Raw genomic sequence first — 513 nt, forward strand, 5'->3', positions numbered from 1 at the left:
ATTGATATGGGCCTGACGCATCTTGTTATCGACTCCGAGGGTAACAAGACAGCTAACCCCCGATTTCTTAATCGCTCTCAGGCCAATGTCAGGCGCAAACAGAAAGCCCTGTCACGCTGCAACAAAGGCAGTAGGGGCCGCGCAAAGGCACGCCTTAAACTTGCCAGGGCGCATGAGCGCCTTGCGAATGCCCGTGCTGATTTCCAGCACAATCTGTCCCGACAACTCATTGACGAAAACCAAGCGGTAGTGGTCGAGACCCTTAAAGTTAAAAACATGTTGAAGAACCGCAAGCTGTCAAAGCATATCTCAGATGCCAGTTGGTACAGCCTGGTTCAAAAACTGGATTACAAGGCCCGGATGCAAGGCAAGCACGTTGTCAAAATTGACCAGTGGTTTGCCAGCTCCAAGACCTGCTCAGGCTGTAATCGTAGGGTAGATATCCTGCCATTGTCGGTGCGCTACTGGACTTGCCCTGCCTGCTCAGTCGGGCATGACCGCGATGTAAACGCT

General features: G+C 52.2%; 1 protein-coding gene. It reads left to right on the forward strand.

All coding sequences use genetic code 11. From position 1 onward, the window contains the following. On the forward strand, positions 1-513 hold a 513-nt coding region (locus PLU01S_RS25285), incomplete at both ends, for an RNA-guided endonuclease TnpB family protein (RefSeq protein WP_139804015.1).

Origin of the sequence: Pseudomonas luteola NBRC 103146, from assembly GCF_002091675.1 — a bacterium.
Classification (GTDB): domain Bacteria; phylum Pseudomonadota; class Gammaproteobacteria; order Pseudomonadales; family Pseudomonadaceae; genus Chryseomonas; species Chryseomonas luteola.